Raw genomic sequence first — 17,607 nt, 5'->3', positions numbered from 1 at the left:
AAGATCACTCCTTAACAAACCCAGTGTAACTATAACTAGATTAATTATAGCAAAAAGGACTAATAGCTGTAGAGGATAACTATTAGTCACTTAAATTAGATTCAGTTTTACTTTGGTACCACCGCGGTTGGGTTATCCTTAGTTAGGTGGAATACTTGACTTGGTTCAACGCCAAAGTAGTGGTTGATTAACTTGCTTAATTCATCCATTGCCTCGTTCGCCCGCTTGATTTGTTCTGGGTTAATCGCCTCAATTACGGCAACAATATTTTGCGAGTCTTGGGTTAACATCGTCCGTTGAGCATCACGCCAGTTCAAGCAACGGCAGACAGCACCATCGTTATCATAGTACATTACTTCGCCTTCGAGAGCTGGTTCATCCTTATCGGCACCAACAGGTTGGAATGCTTCACCACCCTTAGCAATCCCCAGGTGCATGTCACCAGCGATCTTATCCCGGTCTTCAATTCCTACTGGAACACCATAGGTCATTGAAACACTGTTGTAAACGTCAACCATTGGATCAATTGGATCGAATGTCCGTCCCTGATTAACTCGCTTCAATAATGCTTCAACAGATGCTCGTGCACCCTTCTTTTTCTTAAATTGTTGGTATGCTTTACGCCATTGATCAATTACTGGGTTCAAACGGAATGTTTCGTTTGTCAGGAACTTCTGTGCTTCCTCAGTAGCATTGTGAAGTAACTTTCGCCGTTCGGCAATGTTCTCATCATTATCGTGGTTATCAATTCCGCTTGCGTACAAAATATTTACTTGAGCATCTGGAAAAAGATCCCAGAAGCCTTGATCGACTGTTACTTGCTCCATCGTCATTTGCTCCTTTGATTAATACTTTCTCTTACCACCGTGCTTAACGAACTTCCAATCAGCATCAATGTTTTGCCGGATTCGCACCAAGTAGTCATGAACCTGTTGAGCCTCTTCTGGAGTAAATCCTTCTAAAGCCACGTCATTTGAATGCGAATTTTCCCGGATAATGAATGAATATATCTCTTTACCCTTTTCGGTAACGTAAAGATGCTTAATTTTCTTATTATCCGGGTCGTTTTCCCGGTAAACATAATCCTGCTTTTCCAGTCGTCGCACGGCTCGGGCTAGTGTTGTCCGATCGACCTTTATCAGATTAGCAAGCTGCTCTGCAATAATCCCTGGATGTTCGTAGATTCGTACTACATAGAGGAACTGAAGGTTAGATAAATTAATATCCTTAAATTCAATGTTGGAAATTGAATCAAGCGCTCGCTCAATCATTCCAACTTCACGCAAAATGTCAATCATGATAAATATCTCCTTACTTCATTTATTATATCCCCTTTTGTTGCAGATGCAACAAAAAACTGAAATGAGGTGAAAAATCGGCTCGCCAGGAACTTACTAGAGGTTCTACTGCGACCAAGTCAAAATATGTTCACAGGAAAGCCCCTATAGACAACAACCTCCCTCCCAGATACTTCCAGCATCCAGTCGGGAGAAATTGTTGTCTTACGGGCCTTCTTTACCTGCTCACACTCTTTTAAAAAAACAGACTAAGATTAGTAGTGAAGTTTTTAATCGACGGATTAAGAATTTCACTGCTTTTGTTTTAAAAGTAGTTATTCGAAGTTGACATGTCGCAAAGTACTTTGACACTTGATGTCGGAATAAAAAGTGGCAACTTCATTTTCTTTTCATAATCTGTTTTGAGTCTGTTGACTTCAAAGTCGCGTAAAGAAAATTAGAAACGGAAAGAACGATTGAACTTCATGAGGAGATGGAAATAGGATGCGGTGTGTATTTGGAATTGATGTTAGTAAGGATTCAATTAGTGTAGCGATTATTATTGACCGGACAATGTTCCGTGAAACGAAGCTACCCTTAAACCGTGATGGCTTCGTTAAACTAGAAGAGGCTTTGTCGTCATTTAATAATCCAGAGGTTGTCTTTGAGGCAACTGGCGTTTATTCACGGCGCCTTCAACGATTTCTTGATGACATGGGACAAGACTATACTTGTCTTAACCCGTTAGTGGCCAAGAAACAATTAGATGGACTCAGGCCTTACAAAACTGACCGTAATGATGCCCGACATCTTGCCGAAACCCAATTTATTATGAACCGTGCAGTAACGTACAAAATTAATTCCACATACCGTAAGTTAATGGACTTTAGTCGGTTCTATCAAGAGGTTAGTAAGGATGTTGCGACGCATAAGAACCGTCTTCACCGGTCATTACAACTGGTCTTCCCCGAACTTGAGCACGTCTTAAGTAATACTAACAACGAACTTTATTGGACCATTGTGAAGTATTTTTCTCGACCAACCAAGGTCACCCAAGAATATTCATTCAGTGAGCTAGTAGACACGATCCTAAGCGGAACGAACAAGAAGATTTCCCGGGCAAGAGCGGAACAAGTCGCTCACAGCCTTTATACGGCGGCTAACCTTTCTTATTCAGCCGTTGATGACGATTCACCGGTCTACCAACAGGTCGCCCACCTCGTTAAACAAATTCAGGAAGAAACTCAGCTCAAGGCTGAAATCACGGAAAAGATGATCGCAATTGCCAAGGAGCTGCCCGAATATAATGAATTACTCAGTATTCCTGGACTAGGTGCCCGAACCGTCGTCTCTCTAATCGGGGAACTTGGTGATATTCGACGGTTCAAGAGCAGTAACGCCTTAAACGCCTTTATTGGGATCGATCTGAGGCACTATGAATCTGGTGAGTACGTCGCCAACGATCACATTAGTAAGCGAGGTAATCCGGTCGCTAGGAAAATTCTGTTCAAATCAATCCAGAACATTGCCTCGGCAGCCCATTATCACCCGAATCACATTAATGATTACTACCAACGACGAAAGGCAGAAAGCGACCAACGAGGGACAAAGAAGGTCGCAATCGCAGCTATTCACCGACTACTTCGCACCATTTACCATCTCGTCATAAACAACCAATTTTACGACTATTCATTAGCTAAGAAATAATCCGCGAATTGATTCATATCTTTGGTTCAGTCCACTGTTTAAGTTTCAGTCAACAATGGGCTTTTTTGTCGTGGGCTCATTTTAGTAATTTTATTGATAATTAATCCATTTAAACCAAAGAAAAGTGGAACTACCAACATAAAAACGAGGAATGTCGGTAATTCCACTTGACTAAGCGTAGAAATAAGTAGATCTCGCGGAAAGTTAAAGAGATTCTTAATCTGATAAGGGGTTCATTAATTTTTCTGAGATTTACCGAAATAAGTACCGAAACATGTTAAGATTTGGCTACCATGAACCCGTTTTATATTGTGAGGTGAAATTATGCTGACAAAATATCAATTCTCGGCTCATGGGCCGAAAAAATGTAACACAGAACTTCAGGAATGCAGCCTAATTTTTCTATCAAAGGCTAGCCAAGAAGAATTAAACCAGGTAGCTCAAACATTCGATATTGATCCACTGACGTTTGATTACTGCTCATCCCCCGAAGAAGTTTCCCGCTACCACCTGATCGCAAGCAATATCCTGCACGATGCTCATATTCTAGTGATCTATGACTTCAACGCCGAAAAAGAAAAGATTGAAGGCCAATTAACACCAGTCATCCTAATCTTTAACCAAGATCACTTAATCGTATGTACGGATAAAGCTGATACCTGCCAAGCTCAACTGGAGGAAGGCAACTCGCAGATCACTGACTTTATCGTTAGCTACATTCTTAAATGCCAGCAAAACCTAATGAATGCCCTATTGAAATATAAGCCGGAGATTGATCGACTTGATGCCGCAGCTCAAAAATCCTTCGGTAATGATGAATTACGCCACCTGACTAATCTGACCAGAAAGTTAGTCTTCTTTGAGCACACAATGAATGACCAGGCAGAAACGGTCAAGGCACTTCTTCAAGAACCTTGGCTTAAAGAGCTTAAGGAGGCGGATCTTCCTTTCAGACTGGACATTCAGCAACGGCGGCTCACTAAAGCAATCCATGTTTTCCGTGATCTTCTCGAATCCATCAGTGGTTTATTTACGGAAATGATGAATTCAAGTTTAAACAAACTGATGAAATTCCTTGATTCGGCCGGACTTGTGATCGCCACAGCCGCCCTCGTCTCCGGCTTTATGGGCATGAACGTCGGTGGTCTCCCCTGGAAAAGCACCCAAGCCGGCTTCTGGCTCACCCTTGCTATTTCCGCATTACTTGCAATTATCATTGCAATCTATTTAAGGAGAAAAGAATATTAGAGTGTGAGCAGGTAAAGAAGGCCCGTAAGACAACAATTTCTCCCGACTGGATGCTGAAAGGGGAGTTTGTTGTCTATAGGGGCTTCCCTGCGAACGCGTTTTGGCTATGTCGCATTAGAGCAAGTCCCTGGTGAGCAGATCTCAGCTGCAAAAGAGACCGGAACACTCTCCGGCCTCTTTTGTGTCTTAATTATCTACTTTTCCGTACTGTCTTTTTGTTAAACAAGCGATATACCGCCTTGGCCGCTACGGTTTGAACAATCAATACTGCAGCCGACCGAATTAAGTTTTGTTGCCACTTTCTCATTCTGATTCAACCTCCTTCATATTGTTAGTTGCTTACTACTGTGCAATCACCATCGAGACGCAGCTCATATCCAAGGTGTTCCGGATCCGTATCATCTTTGATATAAACAGTTCCTCGCTTGACAAATCCCATCCCTTCGCCAAGTTTCTGCATTGGGATGTTTTTAGCATGGGTGTCATAGCGGAAATTCCGAACACCCTGAAGGTAACCAACAGTAAGGAGGTTCGACAAGAAAAGGCTCCCTAAATGTTGATCGCCAGCATTTTGGTCAATCGTCAACCGATGAATAATCGCGTAAGGCTCATCCGGTGCCGCCCATTGACCATCCGTAATTTCGTCATAATTCTTTTCCGCTAAGAGTTGGAGAACTGCTGTCCCGACAATTTGGTTGCCATTAACCAAAACCCAGCTATAGCCACGGTCGATGTCATTCCGCATCGTCTTTACTTCCGGGTGACCATCCTGCCATTGTGGATTATCCTGATCTCGTAAAACCTGCTTTGCGTCTTCAATTAACATTGCGATTTGCGGTAAATCAGCTGTCTGTGCTCTTCGAATATAAATTGCCATTATTCATCCCCTCTTTCTAAAAAGGGCGGCCTGCTTTTGCTAGGATGTAAAACAAGTCGCCAGTTATTTGATAAGAGGATCATAGCATGAGTACCATGAAGATTATGTGAAGTTAGTCCTAACTCTTTTTTAATAAAATTAAAATTAGAACTTGATTAATTAAAATGAGAGTGGTTTAATAAAAGCATCATCAAACGAAAGGAACTTCCATAATGATTCAATCTTCATTAACCACAACCTCATATTATCGCAACTATGCTTATTATGCGTAATGTCCGTCCATTAGGTGCGGACAATGACGTTCGTACCTAAGCAGGGTTGTTTTTAATGAAGCCTTTGCTAGGTGCATCAATCTGGCAAAGTGGTTTTTCCTAATTTAATATTTCTTTGGAAAGCACTAACTAGATTGACTATCTGAGCGTTATTTGGTTAGTGCTTTTTTGTATTAAATAAGGAGAAATATCATGAAACTTTTTACAAAATCTACCGATAAGCCCGAACCCGTCTTTAGCTTTGGTGAAAGTTTAGCCGTCCTTTGTGCCATTCTTTGCATCCTTGGCTACTTAATTATTTTCAAGCGTCAGGAACCCCAAGCGCCACTATTTATTTCGTTTGTCCTCCTCACAATCTACGGTCACCTTCGTGGATTCCGCTGGAAGACGGTTATGGACGGAATGCGGAGCGGCTTGCGTGCCGGCGTTGATCCGTTAATTATCTTCCTCTCAATTGGGGTCCTGATTGCTACCTGGATCTTCTCCGGAACCATTCCGACAATCATGTACTTTGGTTTTGAAATCATTTCGGTTAAGTTCTTCCTCCCAACTGTTTTCATCGTTTGTACTCTTGTCGGGATTGCTTGCGGAAGCTCATTCACGACCGTTTCAACAATGGGAATCGCCTTTGTTGGGATTGGGGCAACCCTTCACATCAATCCAGGACTAACAGCTGGGGTAATTGTTTCTGGTGCCTTTTGTGGTTCAAACGTTTCTCCACTTTCAGGAACGACTAACCTAGCAGCCAGTGTTGGTAATATCAGTATCTACAAGCACATCAAGTCATTGCTGATTACCGATATTCCTGCATGGGCAATCTGCCTTGTTCTCTACACCTTCCTTGGTCTCAACTCCAAGAACGTCAGTCTAGCAGCTGTTCACCAAATGATGCATGGTCTAGCAAATGGTTTCTGGATTTCCGGCTGGGCATTGCTACCAGTTCTTCTGTTAATCATCCTTGCTGTCTTCCAAGTTCCAGCAATTCCTTCACTCGGTCTCGGCTCCCTCTTTGCGGTTCTCCTTGGTTGGATTCACGCTCCGCAAACAAGTATTTCAACAATTACCCACACAATTATGAATGGTTTCGTTTCCCATACCGGTAATAAGACGATTGATACCCTTCTTTCCAAAGGTGGGATCTCTAGCATGCTTACTTCACTAGCACTAATCCTCTTCGCCCTTGCCCTCGGTGGCCTATTAATTAAGCTTAATATCATTAGCACAATCATTAACCACTTGGCAGGGATCGTGAAGACACCCGGTCGCTTAACGTTTGCAACCGTCCTAACTTGTATCGGGGTCAACTTAATGGTCGGTGAACACTACCTTGCAATCATTCTTCCCGGACAGTCATTCCTCCATGCTGCTGATAAGTTGGGGATGGCTCGGGAACAACTAACAAGGGTCCTTAACGATGCCGGTGCCGCAGTCAATGCAATTGTTCCGTGGAGTGTTTCCGGAGTCTTCATCGCTACAACCTTGCAAATTAACCCATTTGCCTTCATTCCATGGGCCTTCTTCCCATTCCTCGTTACAATCTTAAGCATTATTGCGGGAATTCTCGTTAAGGTTCCTGCTAAAGATGGCCAAGCCAGTAAGTTAGTGACGGATTAACATCTTGTAATTTAAAGCACCTTATAATTACTCTAATAATTGTAAGATGCTTTTTCATACTTACTACCATAAATCATAATGTTGCCAACTAATTCCACGAAAATTATCATTAATGCAAAAGGTCGTTTGAAGGGTAACAGTCGTAATCTACAGAATTTAGTTCGGTTAATGCGCGGTGACCCGATTACGGGAAACAAGCATTTTGATTATGCACAAAAGAAGATCAAAGAAATCAATGATGACCCAAAAAGGAGGGCGCTGATTATGGATTATGAGGCGAAACTGCTTGAACGTGAACAATTAGGAGAACAACAAAAAGCGATCAAAATAACTAAAAGCACTATTGAGCAGCTAAAGGCCACTGGTTACGATGGCAAAATGACATTCGCATTCATTAAGAAATTAGATACCGGGTTAAGCGATGATGCGCTTCTTCGGTTGGTGGACAAATATTACAAGTAAAACAAAAGACGACTCTCAATGTTCAAATTGAACATCGAAAGTCGCCTTTTTATTTGGATTAAATTCTAAAATTTAATCACTGCTTTTTCTTCTTCCGTAATCCCGTAAAGCCAAAGATACTTGCAAGACCTGCGAAGAGGAACCCAAGAGTGACTGCCTTTTCGTTAGCGGTGTTACCGGTTTGTGGTAATTGCTTAGTTTTGTCATGGGTACCGTTAGTGTGGTGGGCAATTTGAGAAGAAATTGAATTGTCATTTGCAATATGACCAGGAGTGACGTTGCTATGTCCTGGAACATTGCCACCTTCACCTGGTTTACCAGTATTGTCACCATTATTTTCTGGGTGATCTGGTGTTACCGGTTGGTTAGGATTATCTGGATGATCGGGATTTACCGGTTGATCTGGATTATCTGGGTGGTCCGGATGATCAGAACCTTCAGACACAACCTTAATGGTAATGGCACCATTTTCAATCTTAATCTCTGTTGGTAATTCTTGACCAGCAGCTAGCTTGTAACCAGCTGGAACAGTAAGTTCTACCGGAATGATCTGACCAAGGTTGCCACTGTAATCTTGGCTAGCAACTACCTTACCAGATTCATCAACGAATTGAACCTTTTCGGTAGCTGTTTCAGGCACCGGTGGAATTACGGGATTACGCTTATAGTAAATATTAATCGTAACGGGAACAGTCCGAATATTTACCACTTCAGCAGCTACACTAGCTGGTTCGGCAGTATAATCAGAAACCGTCTTCGGAATAAAGACATTCCATTTACCGGTTGTCCAATCATTATTCCATTTAATCTCATTAGTAACTAGATCTTTTGTTCCGGTCTGCTCCAAGGTTACGATTTGTTTCGTAGTCTTGGTTGCTCCGGATGGAAGGTACTCGATGATTGTCCGGGTAATATCCTTAGTTTGACTAGCCGACGTTGTCTTGTGCTTCAAGTAAACATAGTAGTTGCCAACATAGTAATTACCATCACTTGAAAGTGTGCCTGAAGTTGGGAATTCTCCTAATTCAATTTGTCCAGCTAGAACGTAATGAGCGCCAGCGTAGTTCCACTTATCTGATACATTATTAAAGCTAAATGAATTACCAGGAATACCGTTAACCGTTTGATCATGATTAAGAGGCGTGCCACTAGTAGGTGTCCATTCACTAGCAGGAGCAGTTACATCGTTTACATCGCGATAGTGAATTACTACTTGTGAAGCTGGTGTAATGGTGTAGGTACCAATTTGATTTGGTCTCTGCGTACCATTTGGCGTAATTGTCCAATTGTAATTCTTATCGCTAGTCAAAGAATTATCAGTTAAGACAACGTAGTAAGTACCAGCATTCTTTACTGTGGCCTTATGACCGTCAGCATCAACAATCTCATATTGTCCTGCTGCTAGATCATATTTGACACCATTGATGGTAATTGAGTACTTGCTACCATCGAGACTAGTAGTCTCTTGATTATCAAAGACTCTACTATCAGAACCAGCCAGTACAATCGTACCGTCAGCCTTATTGATCGTGTACTTATAAGCATCAGCAACTGCATCAAAGCTATAATTGCTGTTAGCATCTTGCAATGTCTTCAAACCGTCCGCATTAAGCTTAATCGTGTAGTCACCAGCATCAGTTGGAGCTACATGAGCATCACTTAACTTACCAAGGTCATCATTACCCTTGTACCAATCGAAGTCAGTGGCAGTTAGGCTATCAGTCTTGAAGTTCTGATCGCCAATTAATCCGCTAGCACTTAAAGCGGCTTTAACAGTATCAACACTGACAGCAGCAGGTTGACTGTTATAAGTCTTATCACCTGAACCGCCTTGGGTAACAGTAATTGCAACCGGAGTGATTGTCAGGTATGCGTTGCCAGATACAGCAGTTGGAATATTAACGTTGCTTACGTCATTAAGACCTTTACCTGCGATGCCATCAATGAATGCTTTCAAGTGAGCTTTACCAGTGTCACTTAAGTTGAATGACAACTTGTAAGCATTCTTACCAACATTCACTGGTGTGGATCCGGCATCCCAAGTGTAATCGCCAGCTTGCAAAGTATAATCATGCTCGCCAGTCTTGCCTGGAATCGTAACCGTAACCTTGATCGTGCTGCCATTGCCGTTAAGATCGGAGGGCTCGGCAGGTTGGCCATCATACTGCATCGTTGCATTACCGCCTAATTCAGCGGTAGCCGTTGCAGCGTTGATGACATACTTAGCACTATCTGTGATTTCACTATACGTTGCTGGCCAAACAACATTGCCGTTCTCACCGTTGGCATCCTTAATATGATCAAAACCAGCTTGACTCAAGGAAACATGATACTCACCGACACCAGTTGGCACAGAAGTTGACCAGTTACTGCCATCAGTTGAGAATTGCAAATCACCAGCTTGCAAAGTATAGCTTGGAGTAAATCCATCAACTTTAGTAGTTGTCCCTAGAGTTAATTGATAGTTCTGGTAGTAATCTGGGTCACTATCACCAAAAGTAATCGTATGCGTATTAGCTAATTTAATCGTACCCTTGGCAGTATTAATTACATAACCATACTCATTTTGCTGATCATTAATTGATAGCTTGTAGTTCTTATTTTTATTTTGAAGAGCAGTTAAGCCATCAGCCTTCAGCTTGATCGTGTAATTACCATGATCAGTTGGCGCCTCATCAAGCTTAGTTGTGCCTTTGTACCAATCAAAGTCACTAGCAGTTAAGCCAGATAGATCTAAGTGAGCATCATGACCAACTAAATTAGTAGCTGAAATCTTGTCCTTCAATTGACCAAGCGGCGTCTCAGCTTGCTTGCCATTGTAAGTTACAGATTCTGAGCCATCTAATGAAACGCTAGATGTTCTTTGATTAATGTCAAATTGAGCACTACCAGTTAAATTATCAGCACTAAGAGTAACATTGCCCTTCCAAGTTGAATCACCAGCGATTGCAGCTTGTAAGCCTGCTAAAACCTTATCCTTATTAAGTTGGAACGTGTAAGTACCGTGATCAGTTGGAGCTACATGACCTGCAGTGTCCCAAGTGTAATCGCCATTCTTTAAAGTGTAGCTAATGGTCTTGTCACTATTCGGAATAGCAATCGTAACTGTGATGTTGCCATTCGTGCCAGCATACAAGTCATCCCGTGAAACAGCTGAGCCATTGTAGTTACGATTATTTTGACCAGTTAAGGTTGCTGTAGCAGTAGCCTTGTTAATTTGCAGCGTACCAAAGGTGTTAGCTTGGGTTATAGCGTAGTTGCTGCCTAATTTATCCTTGATCTTGCCTAAACCAAGATCAGTTAAAACAATGTGGTAAGTGCCGTTAGCATTAATTGCTTGGGTTCCTTTACCAGCTGCATTAACAATCTTAAAGTCGCCCGAATCTAAGGTGACACCAGTCAGGCTAGCAAGGGCTCCATTTTGGTTATCCGCAGCTCTAGAAATTGAAACCGTGACACTGTTATTGCCGTCAGCATTGTAGGCAACATTCTGAGCAGAATCATTGTAAGTTTCGGTTTGTGTACCACTTACACTAACAACATTCTTAGAAGCTGTAATCTTGTATTCAACATAGGAAGCCTTTGGATCGTAATTCCACGTGAAGTTAGAATCAAGAGCCTTGAACTTCGCTAAACCATGACCATTCAGAACAATGCGGTAGTTCCCAACATTCACTGGTGACTGTCTCAGAATATTGCTATTTTTGTCAGCAAATAAGAAATCATCTGTACTTAACCGCACATTGTTGCTGCCAGCTGGCAAGGTAATCAACGGGTCACCAGCCGCTACAGAATTGGTGATTCCAGCTGGAATCTCAACTTTTTCCCCATAAGTGACCGTGACTTGCGCGTGATTAATCGTAATATTGGCAACGTTCTTGATGTAGCTGACATTCACCGTCTGATCCTTGCTGTCGGGGCTAACAGTCTCACTTACTACCTTCGTGACAGCCTGACCGTTAATGACTGCCGTATAACCCCGCTTAGTAAGATCATATTCGTCCCATGTCCCGGTCGGAATACCGTCTGGGTCACTTGAATTGTGGTTCCAAACGTTGTCGCCAATGACATTTTTGTAAGCATCACCACCAATAATTGCACCGAAAACGATGCCGGTATCATCAAGGTTAATATAAGCCATTCTGTTAAAAGTAACCGTCTGGGTAACCGGGTCTTCACCAGCAATCTTGATGGTTCTAGTGATGGTCCGCTGTAAATCAGCGTTCGGTACATAGTAAGTCGTCAAATTATTCTTGTAGTACCAATCATCAGCGGAATCAGTAAAGGCAGTCGCGGTGGTTTCACCATCCAATGTAACCTTTGGTGCACCAGAAGTAACGGAATGGCGACCTATATCTTGCCGAAGGCTTACAACCGTATATCCCGAAAGGTCTGGTGCAGTAATACCCCAACTGCCACCATTTTCAATATTGTGCCAGAGACCTTGACCTGAAATGACCGTAAAGCCAGGGGTGGACTGGTCGCCACCATCCTTGTTCCAAGTCCAATCATAAGTTACTTGCCAATTTTTCGGATCACTACTCTTATTCGTGACCACTTCAGTTGGTGTTCCTTGGTACCACACCTTAATCTGGGCGTATGATTGTTTAGTGCCGTTTGGCAGAGTAATAACATCCGCATCCGTATAAGTGCCGTTATCGTACTTCTTAAAGGACTTCGTTACTAATCTACCTTCATCCTTAACTTCAGCATAGTAAACCGTGTGAACCGGCCGGGCTTCGTAAACCGGTGCCTCATCCGTATAAGCAACAGAATTATCGCCCTCTGTCGAAGTTCCGCGACCTGCATAAGTTGGGAAAACAAACTGGTTAGCAGGAACATTAGATTGCGTTCCATCTTTGTTGATTTCCCAGTCGCCCTTTGTAATTGCTGTATATCCAGTAACATCAGGGTTCTTAACCGAAACATTGGCCCAATTCTGTGGCAGTGTCCAGTCACCATGAACAGCCTTGTAGCCGTGGGTAAAGCCATCATCGTTCTTACTCTGATCCCAGAGCCAGTTACCATCTGTGACCTGTCCTGTAACTTCATCCTTCTTGTTAGTCCGTTTGTATGCCACTTCCAGAACGGCATCAGCGGCGGCCTTTTGACCAGCCTTGTCACCGTTAGCATAGATATAATGGACCGTTGCCGTTCTGGTAGCCGTTTCTTGAACATCGTCAATCTTGTGGGCCAGTTGAATTTTCACAATAGGAGCATTACTTGTTGGCTTATACGACGTCGGCAACGTTTGTCCCGTCGCCAACACATATTTATCGGGAATGGTTAATGCTCGAGTAATTGTATTCTCCTCATTGATCGTCATTCCCTGCGTGACAGGCCTGCCAATCACCGTGTCGTTGTTATCGTGATCGACAAATTCAAAGGTCACCTTCGACTTAATCGTGTAGTTGAGCTGCCCGCCAATACTCTTCAGGTAAGCCACACCATACTTAGGATTATCTTTTTGCAGCGTTTGAATCAATTTGGCCTGATCCTTTGGTGTCAGAGTGTAAGAGCCGGCATTAGTATGACTAGCGTCGTTCCACTTAAAGTCGGCGGTGGTGATGTCGGCAATATCCAAAGTTTTCTGGCTGTTATCTACCATATCAGTACCAGTAATGGTAATTGGCTTGTCATTGCCAAATGTCCCTGGCTGACCATCGTAAGTCTTGCCATCTGAGCCAGAAATCGTAACATCTTTTAGCTTGTGAACCACATGAATAACGAAAGTCTGACCTGCTAGTGCTGCTGGGTCTTTTGCCACGTTAGGGAACCACCACTGTGTATTTGGATCAGTAAATGACTGACCCCTATTAGAGGTAACAACATTAGGATTGCTTTTGGGTTCACCGGTAATTTTTACTGATTGATAATCCCCATGATTCTTAATCTCGGCACTAAAATTATCCCAGAAGTCGCCATCTGATTTAGAGTAGTCTTTACTATAAAGTTCGTTTCCGGTCGTGTCATCTTGCACCTTAATGGTAAAACGTACTTCTTGATACGAAATCGTAATCGTAACTGGCTTACTGTTAAAAGTTACTGTTTCTTTATTAATTGACTTAATTTGAGAACTCTGCCCATCAATTTCTTGGGTAATTTTAAGCAGATAACCCGCTTGCGTTGGAACATTAAATGCATCCCAGGTGCCGTTCTTCCATTCACCATAACTTACCTTGCCCGTTGTCTTATCAACAGAATGAGTTCTTGAAACTAGGCCTTTTTGAGTAGTAGTTACGGTTCCAGAGGGCAATTTATTAATAATTGTTCTGGTAATTGTCTTTGATATAGGCTGAGCAGCCTTTAGATAGACATTATAATTACCAACATAATAATTGCCATCAGGCGTAGTAGTACCACTTGTTGGGTACTTGGTAACACTATTTTGACCAACAAATTTCCAACCAACTTGATCATAATTCCATTTGTTAGAAAGAGAATCTAAGCTAAATGGATCTCCACCTTTACCGACAAAATTTTCAATTTGACTAGCAATTTCAGTACCATCAGTTGGCTGCCACTCAGTACCTGTCTTTTCTTTACCTGTAACATCATAGTAACGAACTACAACTTTAGAAGCAGGGGTAATATGATAATCTAATTCAGTATGAATATTCCCCAAATTATTTGGATAAATATAACTAATACCATACTCCGAATTATTCTTCTGAAGAATATCAATAATAGCTTTCTTGGTTGCATTGTCCTTAAAGTCAAGCTTATAGTTACCAGCTTCAGATGGTGCATCATGTGCAGCGTCAGTATTCCAAACAAAATCATTAATTGAAATATCTTTTGATACTAATTTGATATCTTTTTTACCAGTAGCCGCATCAGTACCAGTAATAGTAATTGGCTTGTCACTACCAAATGTCCCTGGCTGACCATCGTAAGTCTTGCCATCTGAGCCCTTGATGGTAACATCCTTCAGCTTGTGAACCACATGAATCATAATCGTTGAACCAGCCAAGTCATACTTATTCGCATCTGAGTCACAGTAATAGTTTGGAATCCACCAGCGGGTATCTGGTTGATTTAAATCCTTCTTTTGATCACCAGTAATCTTGACGCCGTAAGGAACTCCAGTGACACCAATACTTTGATAATTATCAGCATGATAGTTGCTCGGCACAATAGTTACATACCCAATTGTGTTACTGAACTCCCATTCATACCCATCAGGGAATAATAATTGATTAGTCGTGTTATCCCAGACATTAATCTTAAACTGGGCTTTTTTATAGTTTACTGTTACTGCTTCAGGTTGAGAATCTGCCGTCACAGTGATTTGTGAAACCTGGTTACCGTTAGTGCCCACTACCCGAGAGACATAGCCAGCAAAATTCTTTGGCGTAAAGCCGTTAATTTGCGCTGGGTCCCAAGTAATATCGCTAACCAGCTTTTTCGTTACTAGATCATAAGTGGCTTTCCCGGTCAGGTGAACAGTTTGTGTTCTTTGAGCTGCTGGAATCTGGTTGACTTGCTCGGAAGTTAAGCCAGTGTAATTAATCGTCCGGCTAATATCTTTATTTAAAGACTTCTTCACATCCTCTGGAAGGCCTGCTGTGTTGCCGTCAACCTGTTTGGTTTGGTGAACCAGGTGAATCTGAACCGTCACTTGACCACCTGTTGGGTCATGCGTCAGCGTAGCCTGATTACCTGTTTGCGTGATAGTTAGACCTGGATTTTGAGCTAATTGATAGTTCGCTGGAATAGTGAACTTAACTTGATCGCTTTTATCAAGAATCCCTCCCTGAGTTGAACCAACTTGGCTCCCATGATCATCATCGTCAATAAGCTGAACGGTAACCGCAGTTTTAGCATATGTCGCTTGTGCATAGTTAACTAAATGATTATTGTGACCAGTTAAATCATTAACTGGATCCTTAGAGATTAGCTTCAAAGCACAATTATTGTCATCAACATACTGTTGAACCTTATGCTCAACCATGTCTTGGTAGCTCTTCATAGCAGCAGTCGCGTCACTTGCCGTACCTGCATTATAAACTACCGGCACAGAAATAGTCCCTATTTGGGTTCCTGGAGTACCATATGCATTGTTTGCATTATTAATTTTAATTTTATGATTATTTTTGTTGCTAGATAGGAGTGTGTAAAGAGCGCCACTCGCGAAAATAATTGGCTGATTTGCTTGAGTAAGTCCCCAAGCACTTAACTTATCAGCGGTCATTGTCGAATTATTACCAAGATAGACCACCGTCTTTATATTCTTGATGACGTCTGAAGCTTTATTCACCTTACTAAAGTCCCACTTAGAAAAATCAAGATATTGAGGACTCGAACCAGTAAATAAAGCATTCATATTGGTAACGCTACCGGTGTTCCAATTAGCGATCCCACTGGCATCAACTAATGCACCCTCATTAGCAAACATTGCTTCAAAATTAGTCACTTTACTGGTATCCCAGTTCTCTAAGCCATGATAATTAATAAGGCCTGTACCATTAAACGCACGATCGATATCCGTCGCACTGCTAGTATTCCAATTAGCTAATGCGCCAAGATCAGTTAATTTGTAGGCACTAGCAAAAAGCGAGCCAAAATTTTGCACATTGCCAGTCTTCCAGTTAGCCAATGCACTGATATCAGTCAATTTATCATCGTTCTCAAAAAGAGAGTTCATATTGGTAACATGACTGACATCCCAGCTTTCCAGCCCATGAAGATTGGTAAATTTAATATTTGCAAAGGCGGTTGATAGGTTTTGCAGACTACTTGTTTTCCAATTGCTCAGCGCTGAAATATCGACATTATTGCTAGTATTCTCTTCATTAAAGATATTGTTCATGTCGGTAACTTTTCGAACATCCCAATTTTCCAAGCCGGCTAAAGTATGCAAACTATTCATACCTCGGAATGTTTCTGTCATACTTGTGACATTAGAAACATCCCAACCACTGATGCCAGTCAAGGATGATAGCTTAGGAGCCGCATGAAAAGTCTTTTTCATCGAGGTTACGCTACTGGTATCCAAGTTATTGGCGTCTAACTTTTCCAAATTACTATTATTTTCAAAAGTCGAATCTAAGTTATCACTTACCAGCTTAACTTTCTTGTCACCGGTCTTGCTAAAGGCAATCGTCGTGGCATTCTTTGCCAAGCCTTTCAGTAAATCATTAGAAATCGCCACTTGAGGGTTATTAGTTGATTGATTAGCTGCCTCAAAGTCGGCTTCATTAGGGACAATAATATGAGCTTGGTCACCGGTGTATTTAGTTAATTGATAGTAACTAGTTCCATTGAATGTCGCAGTCTGCCCAGTCCATTTAGATGTATCCAGTGTACCCCACGTAGCAGAATTATAGCCGCCATTGGTAGTGCCTGAAGAATCAACAGCATGATGGGTTACGGGCACTGGAATATTTGATTTAGCAGATTGCTTGTCACTTGATTGTTTTTTAGTAACGGATCCTGCGCTAGAAGTGGTCTGGGTCGTTGCACTAGCTGGTATTTCTGATGCGGGCTTGGCTGAATTTACCGCAGAATTATCCTGTTCACTTGCCGATGCTGGTTGAGTTGACTCCGGTTTACTAGTAACAGCACTGATAGCATCACTGTCTGTCTGACCTGATGCAGCCTTGGTAACAGTTGATGTTGCTGACTTGTCAGCTGGTTGTTGAGTTTGTGAAGTTGGCTGTGCTGAAGTATTAGCGTTATCAGTACTCTTAGTGGTACTTTTAGTTAATGACACACTAGAATTAGCTACTAGTGATTTTCCCGTTGTGGAGCTTCCTTCGACTTCTTCAACATGAGGCTTGATCTCATCTGGCTGCTTATCAGCTTGGGCAACATTCATTACAGCGGATGCACCAAAAGCAAACATAAAGGTGGCACAAGCAGTAAGCCACTGTTTCTTGGCCTTATACAGTTTGAAATTCTTTCTTTCTGGAACCATTCTCCGTTGTTGATTGTTCTTACCCATTATTAATCCTCCCCACTCTTCAATTAATTATTTTTCATTATATCGCTTTCATTTATACACATTAAATTGTATCATCATTTTCGTTATTGAAATAGCAATATTAGCAAACGAATCATTGATGGACAAATATTACCAATAAGGCAAAGACGACTCTCAATATTCAAATTGAACATCGAAAGTCGCCTTTTTTATTTGGGTTAAATT

Annotated in this window: 8 protein-coding genes; 4 read left to right on the top strand and 4 right to left on the bottom strand. The window is 41.9% G+C overall.

Annotated features, from left to right (window positions below; translation table 11 throughout):
- Positions 1–107: 107 nt before the first annotated feature.
- Positions 108–827: a B3/B4 domain-containing protein gene (locus tag LKJ51_RS00765; RefSeq protein ID WP_291979579.1), complete on the bottom strand. Its 720-nt coding sequence runs from the start codon at positions 825–827 to the stop codon at positions 108–110.
- An 18-nt stretch (positions 828–845) separates the two neighbouring features.
- The gene (locus LKJ51_RS00760) at positions 846–1,298 is read right to left on the bottom strand and encodes a MarR family winged helix-turn-helix transcriptional regulator (protein ID WP_291979580.1); all 453 of its coding nucleotides are present in this window, start codon (positions 1,296–1,298) and stop codon (positions 846–848) included.
- Between the two features lie 483 nt (positions 1,299–1,781).
- Between LKJ51_RS00760 and LKJ51_RS00755 the strand changes: the two genes are divergently transcribed.
- Both LKJ51_RS00755 and LKJ51_RS00750 read left to right on the top strand, forming a co-directional pair.
- Complete coding sequence (locus LKJ51_RS00755) at positions 1,782–2,984, top strand: IS110 family transposase (protein ID WP_291980037.1); 1,203 nt, start codon at positions 1,782–1,784, stop codon at positions 2,982–2,984.
- 324 nt (positions 2,985–3,308) lie between these two features.
- Positions 3,309–4,232, top strand: coding sequence for a magnesium transporter CorA family protein (locus LKJ51_RS00750; protein ID WP_291980036.1), 924 nt, complete (start codon positions 3,309–3,311; stop codon positions 4,230–4,232).
- 331 nt (positions 4,233–4,563) lie between these two features.
- Here LKJ51_RS00750 and LKJ51_RS00745 read toward each other — a convergent pair whose 3' ends face one another.
- Positions 4,564–5,109, bottom strand: a complete 546-nt coding sequence (locus LKJ51_RS00745) for a GNAT family N-acetyltransferase (protein WP_291980035.1) — start codon at positions 5,107–5,109, stop codon at positions 4,564–4,566.
- A gap of 464 nt (positions 5,110–5,573) precedes the next feature.
- Here LKJ51_RS00745 and LKJ51_RS00740 point away from each other — a divergent pair, with 464 nt between their 5' ends.
- Both LKJ51_RS00740 and LKJ51_RS00735 read left to right on the top strand, forming a co-directional pair.
- Positions 5,574–6,995: a Na+/H+ antiporter NhaC family protein gene (locus LKJ51_RS00740; RefSeq protein WP_291980034.1), complete on the top strand. Its 1,422-nt coding sequence runs from the start codon at positions 5,574–5,576 to the stop codon at positions 6,993–6,995.
- A 78-nt stretch (positions 6,996–7,073) separates the two neighbouring features.
- Positions 7,074–7,457 (top strand): hypothetical protein, encoded by a 384-nt coding sequence (locus tag LKJ51_RS00735; protein ID WP_291980033.1) that lies wholly within the window; start codon positions 7,074–7,076, stop codon positions 7,455–7,457.
- 76 nt (positions 7,458–7,533) lie between these two features.
- Here the strand turns inward: LKJ51_RS00735 and LKJ51_RS00730 are convergent, their stop codons facing one another.
- Positions 7,534–17,403 (bottom strand): MBG domain-containing protein, encoded by a 9,870-nt coding sequence (locus tag LKJ51_RS00730; protein ID WP_291980032.1) that lies wholly within the window; start codon positions 17,401–17,403, stop codon positions 7,534–7,536.
- Positions 17,404–17,607 lie beyond the last annotated feature (204 nt).

Source organism: Limosilactobacillus sp., assembly GCF_022651205.1.
Taxonomy (GTDB): Bacteria; Bacillota; Bacilli; order Lactobacillales; family Lactobacillaceae; genus Limosilactobacillus.
This window is presented reverse-complemented; position numbering and strand designations above follow the sequence as displayed.

What these genes read in the sequence shown, in the direction of transcription:
- LKJ51_RS00735 (WP_291980033.1), top strand. Translation starts at nt 7,074, where the DNA reads ATGTTGCCAACTAATTCCACGAAAATTATCATTAATGCAAAAGGTCGT.
- LKJ51_RS00740 (WP_291980034.1), top strand. Translation starts at nt 5,574, where the DNA reads ATGAAACTTTTTACAAAATCTACCGATAAGCCCGAACCCGTCTTTAGC.
- LKJ51_RS00730 (WP_291980032.1), bottom strand. Translation starts at nt 17,403, where the DNA reads ATGGGTAAGAACAATCAACAACGGAGAATGGTTCCAGAAAGAAAGAAT.
- LKJ51_RS00755 (WP_291980037.1), top strand. Translation starts at nt 1,782, where the DNA reads ATGCGGTGTGTATTTGGAATTGATGTTAGTAAGGATTCAATTAGTGTA.
- LKJ51_RS00745 (WP_291980035.1), bottom strand. Translation starts at nt 5,109, where the DNA reads ATGGCAATTTATATTCGAAGAGCACAGACAGCTGATTTACCGCAAATC.
- LKJ51_RS00760 (WP_291979580.1), bottom strand. Translation starts at nt 1,298, where the DNA reads ATGATTGACATTTTGCGTGAAGTTGGAATGATTGAGCGAGCGCTTGAT.
- LKJ51_RS00750 (WP_291980036.1), top strand. Translation starts at nt 3,309, where the DNA reads ATGCTGACAAAATATCAATTCTCGGCTCATGGGCCGAAAAAATGTAAC.
- LKJ51_RS00765 (WP_291979579.1), bottom strand. Translation starts at nt 827, where the DNA reads ATGGAGCAAGTAACAGTCGATCAAGGCTTCTGGGATCTTTTTCCAGAT.